Source organism: Mesorhizobium sp. M8A.F.Ca.ET.021.01.1.1 (assembly GCF_003998025.1).
Lineage (GTDB): Bacteria > Pseudomonadota > Alphaproteobacteria > Rhizobiales > Rhizobiaceae > Mesorhizobium.
This window is the reverse complement of the sequence record NZ_RZSJ01000443.1, coordinates 1-5,326: the sequence shown is the minus strand read 5'-3', so window position 1 is coordinate 5,326 and position 5,326 is coordinate 1. Positions and strand designations below refer to the sequence as shown.

The window sequence follows — 5,326 nt, the reverse complement described above, 5'->3', positions numbered from 1 at the left end:
ACCTGATAGTGGGTGTCTCGCCACTCGTTCGGGTTGCGTGCGTCTCCCAGCCAGTTGTCGGCGATCCCGACGCCTCCGGTAAATGCGATCTTCCCGTCGACTATGAGCAGCTTGCGGTGGGTTCGATTGTTCACCCGATCCATCGTATACCAATGGACGGGTCGATAACGCTGAAACCGCACTCCGGCGCTGGTCATGACGTGGATCAAGTCTTCGTCGAAGGGCAGGCTGCCGACCCAGTCGACAAGCACGCGAACCTCGACGCCATCTCGCGCCTTCGCAGCCAAGGCCATGGCGAAGTCGTAGCCCACTGTTCCCGACCAGTAGATGTAGGTTTCCATATCGATGCTGGAATGAGCAGCATGGATCGCTCGCAGCATCGCGGGAAAGATCTCGTCGCCATTGACCAGGGTCTGTACGGCGTTTGCATCGAACATCTGTCCGTTTGAATAGCTGCTCATGCTCCTTGCGAATGCGGGATCCTCGGCATCGAAAACGTGTGGGACGATGGTGCGCAGCGCCCGTGGATTCGGCATCAGGTTAATCGCCGCCAGCGTGACCAGACCCGCAGTGATGGCAACCGCAAGATATTTGAGTTTATCGAGCCAGCGACCAAGCTTTGTCCGGGCGGCGACCGCCTTTCTGATAGCAGATCGCGTTCCAAAGATGCTCGGCCGCACGTCTCTCGCCATGTTCAAACGGTGAATTCGCCCGACAAGAACTCTCGATTGGGATGAGGGTTCCCGGATGGAATGGGCCGGGTTGGCTCCGGTCCGCGTGGTATCGCTCGGCGATTGAAGTGGAACGCCGAGACCCTCCCGGAGTTGTAGCAAATCACCCTGTTCCGAAGGACAACTGATGACCCACGATCAAGAGCAAGATAGCGACCTGACCCCGGTCCAGGCCACGGACCGGATTTGGGAGCTCGCCAGAGATATCGACATCTGCATGTTTGTGACGTGGGACGGGGAATACAATCGCGCCCGTCCTCTCTCGGCGCGCGTCAGGAGGGAAGAGGGCGCCATCTATTTCCTCGTCAATGACGACAGCGCCAAGAACAAGCAGTTGGCGAAATATCCCAAGGTAACGTTGGCCTGGAGCGACAGCAGCCACTACAAATACGTTACGATCTCGGGGTCGGCCGCAGTGACAAACGACAGAGGCAAAATCGCGGAGCTCTGGGAAAAGACCGACAAGGCCTGGTGGGAAAGCGCCAGCGATCCTGAAATTAGGCTTATCAAGGTCACGCCGGACGAAGGCGAATTGTGGGACAGCCCAGGGCTTGTCATGGCCACCGCGAAAATGGTTTTCGCCGCAGTTTCCGGGGCCAAGCCCGATGTCGGCGACAATGCCAAGGTGCAACTCTGAAAGTTCCGGTGAGGCTTGTTGCGGAAGTCGGAAGCGGCCTTGCCTCTGATGAGTCGTCGACTTTGTAGCGCGACGTTCGAGATCGATGACAATGGGAAACAATCAAGTGAGGAGCGCCATTACCAAGATCGGTACGGTGACGTCGCGACCGTACGCCTTTCTGGTGTTTTTTGCGTACACCGGACTTTGGCTGGTTTTCGAACGCAGCAGTCTCGACTGGCATGGTGTGGCGACGCTGGCGACCTGGGCGATGACGCTGTTCATACAGCGCGCCGAGCATCGGGACACTCAAGCCTTGCATGCTAAGCTCGACGAGCTGCTGCGCGCCTCTGCGAAGGCGGACAGCACGACAGCCAAGATCGACGACAAGGAACCCGAAGAGATCGAAGCCGAGCGAAAGCGGCGACAGAATGACCGCTGACATTGATCGGTGCGGAACGTTCAGCCCATCGATGCGGCGATGCCGAAAATCGCCGCTGCTACAACTACGACCGCGGCGATGACAAGTAACGGCCAATTCCGGCGCGGGCGCGGCGCGCTTTCCACCGGTCGCATTGCATTGGCAAAGGTAGCCTGGTTGTTGAAATCCGGCTCGCGCAAGGGAGCCGCAGCAGCGATACCCGGTGTGTCGGCGGCTTCCGCATCTGTTTCTAAGGGCGCTGCCGCGGGGTCGAAGCCGGGCGTCTTGTCATGCGTTTTGCCTGCCTGGACATCGCCTCGATCTTCGGATGGCGTTCTTCTGGTCGGGAACATGATGATACCTCCTGCCGCCGAACTTCTCCCCGGCATCATGGTTCCAATAGCCCCTTGTGAGCCAGCCACCTCAGCTTAAGGCGGAAGGCTACGTGCCGAGAAAGAGGGCGCCGACGAGGAACAAACCGGCAGCCTGGTGGTTGGATTGCAGCGTGCCTGGCACGCCCAATGGAGCAGGAGAGAGAGATGGCAGAAAGAAAAGGCTTGGAAGACCTGTTTTACGACGGCCTGAAGGACATTTACTACGCTGAGCGCAAGATACTCGCCGCCCTCAAAAAGATGGCAAAGGGCGCGGAGTCCGCCGAACTGACCGCCGCTTTCGAGAAGCATCGGGATGAAACCGAGGCCCAGGTTGAACGCCTGCAGCAGGTCTTCGACATTTTCGGCAAGCGACCCCAAGGCAAGGTCTGCCCCGCGATCGACGGCATTCTTGAGGAAGGGCAGGAGATCCTGGAGGAGTTCGAGAATGCGCCGGCCCTCGATGCCGGGCTCACAGCCGCAGCGCAGGCCGTCGAACACTACGAGATCGCCCGCTATGGGACCTTGGTGACCTGGGCGGGCCTGCTTGGCCTGAAGGATGCGGTTCCGCTTTTGGAGCAGACGCTCAAGGAAGAGAAGGCGACGGATGAAGCGCTGACGAAGCTCGGTGATGCGGGCGTCAATCAAAGGGCCCTGCAAGAAGCGGCCTGATTGGCTCGATCGAGGAACGCTACATGACTATCCATGAAGACGCGCGACCCGAGCGGGGCGCACGTGAGGAGGCAATGCCGTCGGGCCAGGGCCCGAGCCAACGGCAGCTGTTGTTCGAGCCCAACATTTCCATCAACGGCCTGATCAACGAGGGCACGGTGCCCTTCTTCCTTGGGCGCCTCCAAGACGTGCGCGATAGTGGCCAGGACATGCTGATGGAACTGAACACCAATGGCGGCGATGCCGACGCGGCGCGACGCATAGCTCATGAGATCCGGCTCTTTCGTCGCCACAGCGGCCGCAATGCTTATTGCGTCGGCAAGACGAATGTCTACTCGGCTGGCGTGACTGTGTTTGCCGCTTTCCCGAAGCCGTGCCGCTTCCTTACCGAGGACGCGGTTCTGCTTGTGCATGAACGGCGCATGGAGACGAACATAACCCTTAACGGCCCGATGAAGTCTTGCATCCAGATCATTCGCGAGCAGCTGGCTTTGCTCGAGACAGCGGAGCAATTGGAGAAGGAGGGCTTCACCGAACTCGTCGCCGGAAGCACGCTCAGCCCCGATGAGCTTTATCGGCGGGCGACCAAAAACTGTTACATCCACGCCAGGGAGGCTCTCGAGTTGGGGATCGTGGCCGGCGTGCTACGCTAGCGGGCCTTGGTAACGGCCGACACGCAGAATGCTGCCGCTTCGACGGTGGAACCTCCGTTCGCATAGGAAGTTTCGATAGGCCAATTCAAGGAGTCCCGTGATGCCCTCAGACAAGGTCCCAGCCGCTCCGGTCCCCGGGTCTCGCTCGGCGGTAAGGCAGAGCCGCCATCCCACGCCGTCTCCGGCAACGGAGAAAGTCTCCGGCGCTGGGCCGGCCATTTCAGAGCATTCGAAAGACGCCAAGGCGCCGAAATCGGGTCGTCAGCCCGGCGCCTACGTCAAGGATCGGACATGAACGCGGCGAACCTCCAACTCGAAGGCCTAATGATGGCGGTCGCGGCAATCAACAACGCGCTCGTCCATCGCGGCATGTTGTCGGTCGATGACATCGATGTGGCTTTGCGCAAGGCCGAAGCCTCCGTAACCAGCGATGAGCGCGTTTACGAAGATATGTCACCCGCCAACCGGGACGCGATCTGTTTTCCGCTGCGGCTTTTGTTGTTGGCCAATCGGGGGCAGTACGAAGCCGGAGTCCCGTCATTCGGCGAGTTGGCCGGCAGGTAGGCAAGACCAAGACGCTTTACAACGACCAGATGTAGCAGGAGGATCGCATGCAAATCGTGGCTACCACTGTCGACCATGCCGGCACTCCGGTGGTGGAGTTCCAGGGCGAGGGAGGCGAACAGATCGCAGTGACCCTGGACGCCCCGACGACCCTGTCCGACGGCGAGTTGATTGCGAGGGCCAAGGTCATGCTGCTCCATGCGGCCCAATTCGAGGACGGCGCCCCAAACGGACCCTCCGAGCCCAACAACCGGGAGGCGTCCCTGTACACCCTCGAATACCAGGAAAAGGGCCGGATCCGCGCGGTAACCGGCTTGTCGTTTCCAAGCGTTCAGGCAGCTGCTGAGGAATGCAAACGCTCCGCCGAGGACCTGTGGCAAGACGCACTGTCACGGGGCGAAGCGCCGCTCGGATGGGCCGTGCGTGCGCGCGACGAACATGGCACGGTGGTGGCGACGGTCGACTTCGCTGACCTGCAGCGGGAGGCTGCCGCCGTCGATCCACGAAAAACCAGCAAGTCCGGCCCTGATGAGCCCTTCAGCTGATCGCTGACGGCCTGCACAGATCCGGCCGTGCGCGGATACGGCGGAAAAGTCCCAATGCGACTGCCCTCTTGGCCTACACTTGCTGTGGCGGTTCTGGCGGCCACGGGGCTCGCTTCGGCCACTTTGTGGTATCTGACCGAAGTTCAGGCGCCGTATTCGCCTGATGATCCGTTGTTTTCTGAGGCCGGCGATGCAGCGCGCGGCCAGCTTGTCTTCGCTGCGGGTGGCTGCGCTTCCTGTCATACAACTCCCGGGCAACCCGATGATTTGAAACTCGGAGGCGGCTTGGCGCTCGCCTCGCCCTTTGGCACATTTCGGCCGCCCAATATCTCCCCCGATCCAGTGGACGGCATTGGGGCGTGGACGGTCGCGGATCTTGCGAACGCGTTGATCGGCGGCGTCTCGCCTTCGCGGGAGCATTATTATCCGGTATTTCCCTATACGAGTTTTACCGGGATGAAGGTGGGGGATGTAAAAGATCTGTACGCCTATTTACGGACCCTCCCCAAAGTGGCCGGGCGCGCGCCGCCGCACCGCCCGAAGCTTCTTTTCCGCATCCGCCGGTCCGTCGGGCTATGGAAGCTGATGTTTTTTCGCCAAGGACAGAACGCCAGCCACCTCACTGGAGATCCCGTGCATGACCGGGGTGCCTACCTGGTTGAAACGGTCTCTCATTGCGCCGAATGTCATTCCGCGCGCAACGTTTTCGGTGCGATCAAACCGGATACGCGGTTTGCGGGCGGTGTCGACCCG

At 60.5% G+C, this 5,326-nt stretch carries 8 protein-coding genes and 1 pseudogene; 7 read left to right on the top strand and 2 right to left on the bottom strand.

What is annotated here, in order from left to right; genetic code table 11:
* Nucleotides 1-680 (bottom strand): phospholipase D-like domain-containing protein (locus tag EOA36_RS26555; protein WP_245464476.1); only part of this gene is annotated, 680 nt, incomplete at its 3' end.
* Between the two features lie 178 nt (nucleotides 681-858).
* On the opposite strand from EOA36_RS26555, the gene EOA36_RS26550 reads away from it, so the two are divergent.
* A complete protein-coding gene (locus tag EOA36_RS26550; protein WP_127280084.1) occupies nucleotides 859-1,368 on the top strand; it encodes a pyridoxamine 5'-phosphate oxidase family protein in 510 nt (169 codons plus the stop codon).
* 106 nt (nucleotides 1,369-1,474) lie between these two features.
* Nucleotides 1,475-1,789: a low affinity iron permease family protein gene (locus EOA36_RS26545; protein WP_348629825.1), complete on the top strand. Its 315-nt coding sequence runs from the start codon at nucleotides 1,475-1,477 to the stop codon at nucleotides 1,787-1,789.
* Nucleotides 1,790-1,809: 20 nt separating this feature from the next.
* Here EOA36_RS26545 and EOA36_RS26540 read toward each other — a convergent pair whose 3' ends face one another.
* Entirely contained in the window at nucleotides 1,810-2,121 is a 312-nt protein-coding gene (locus EOA36_RS26540) for a hypothetical protein (protein WP_127280082.1), read from the bottom strand.
* 186 nt (nucleotides 2,122-2,307) lie between these two features.
* On the opposite strand from EOA36_RS26540, the gene EOA36_RS26535 reads away from it, so the two are divergent.
* The 5 genes and pseudogenes from EOA36_RS26535 to EOA36_RS26510 form a co-directional block, all read left to right on the top strand.
* The gene (locus EOA36_RS26535) at nucleotides 2,308-2,811 is read left to right on the top strand and encodes a ferritin-like domain-containing protein (RefSeq protein ID WP_189343634.1); all 504 of its coding nucleotides are present in this window, start codon (nucleotides 2,308-2,310) and stop codon (nucleotides 2,809-2,811) included.
* A gap of 74 nt (nucleotides 2,812-2,885) precedes the next feature.
* On the top strand, nucleotides 2,886-3,464 hold the full coding sequence (locus EOA36_RS26530; protein WP_210212428.1) for an ATP-dependent Clp protease proteolytic subunit: 579 nt from the start codon (nucleotides 2,886-2,888) through the stop codon (nucleotides 3,462-3,464).
* Between the two features lie 291 nt (nucleotides 3,465-3,755).
* Nucleotides 3,756-4,063: pseudogene (locus tag EOA36_RS26520) on the top strand (hypothetical protein).
* Between the two features lie 12 nt (nucleotides 4,064-4,075).
* Nucleotides 4,076-4,573 (top strand): hypothetical protein, encoded by a 498-nt coding sequence (locus tag EOA36_RS26515; RefSeq protein WP_127280078.1) that lies wholly within the window; start codon nucleotides 4,076-4,078, stop codon nucleotides 4,571-4,573.
* A gap of 54 nt (nucleotides 4,574-4,627) precedes the next feature.
* A partial coding sequence (locus tag EOA36_RS26510) for a cytochrome c (protein ID WP_145969318.1) occupies nucleotides 4,628-5,326 on the top strand: 699 nt, incomplete at its 3' end.

What these genes read in the sequence shown, in the direction of transcription:
- EOA36_RS26550 (WP_127280084.1), top strand. Translation starts at nt 859, where the DNA reads ATGACCCACGATCAAGAGCAAGATAGCGACCTGACCCCGGTCCAGGCC.
- EOA36_RS26535 (WP_189343634.1), top strand. Translation starts at nt 2,308, where the DNA reads ATGGCAGAAAGAAAAGGCTTGGAAGACCTGTTTTACGACGGCCTGAAG.
- EOA36_RS26530 (WP_210212428.1), top strand. Translation starts at nt 2,886, where the DNA reads ATGCCGTCGGGCCAGGGCCCGAGCCAACGGCAGCTGTTGTTCGAGCCC.
- EOA36_RS26515 (WP_127280078.1), top strand. Translation starts at nt 4,076, where the DNA reads ATGCAAATCGTGGCTACCACTGTCGACCATGCCGGCACTCCGGTGGTG.
- EOA36_RS26540 (WP_127280082.1), bottom strand. Translation starts at nt 2,121, where the DNA reads ATGTTCCCGACCAGAAGAACGCCATCCGAAGATCGAGGCGATGTCCAG.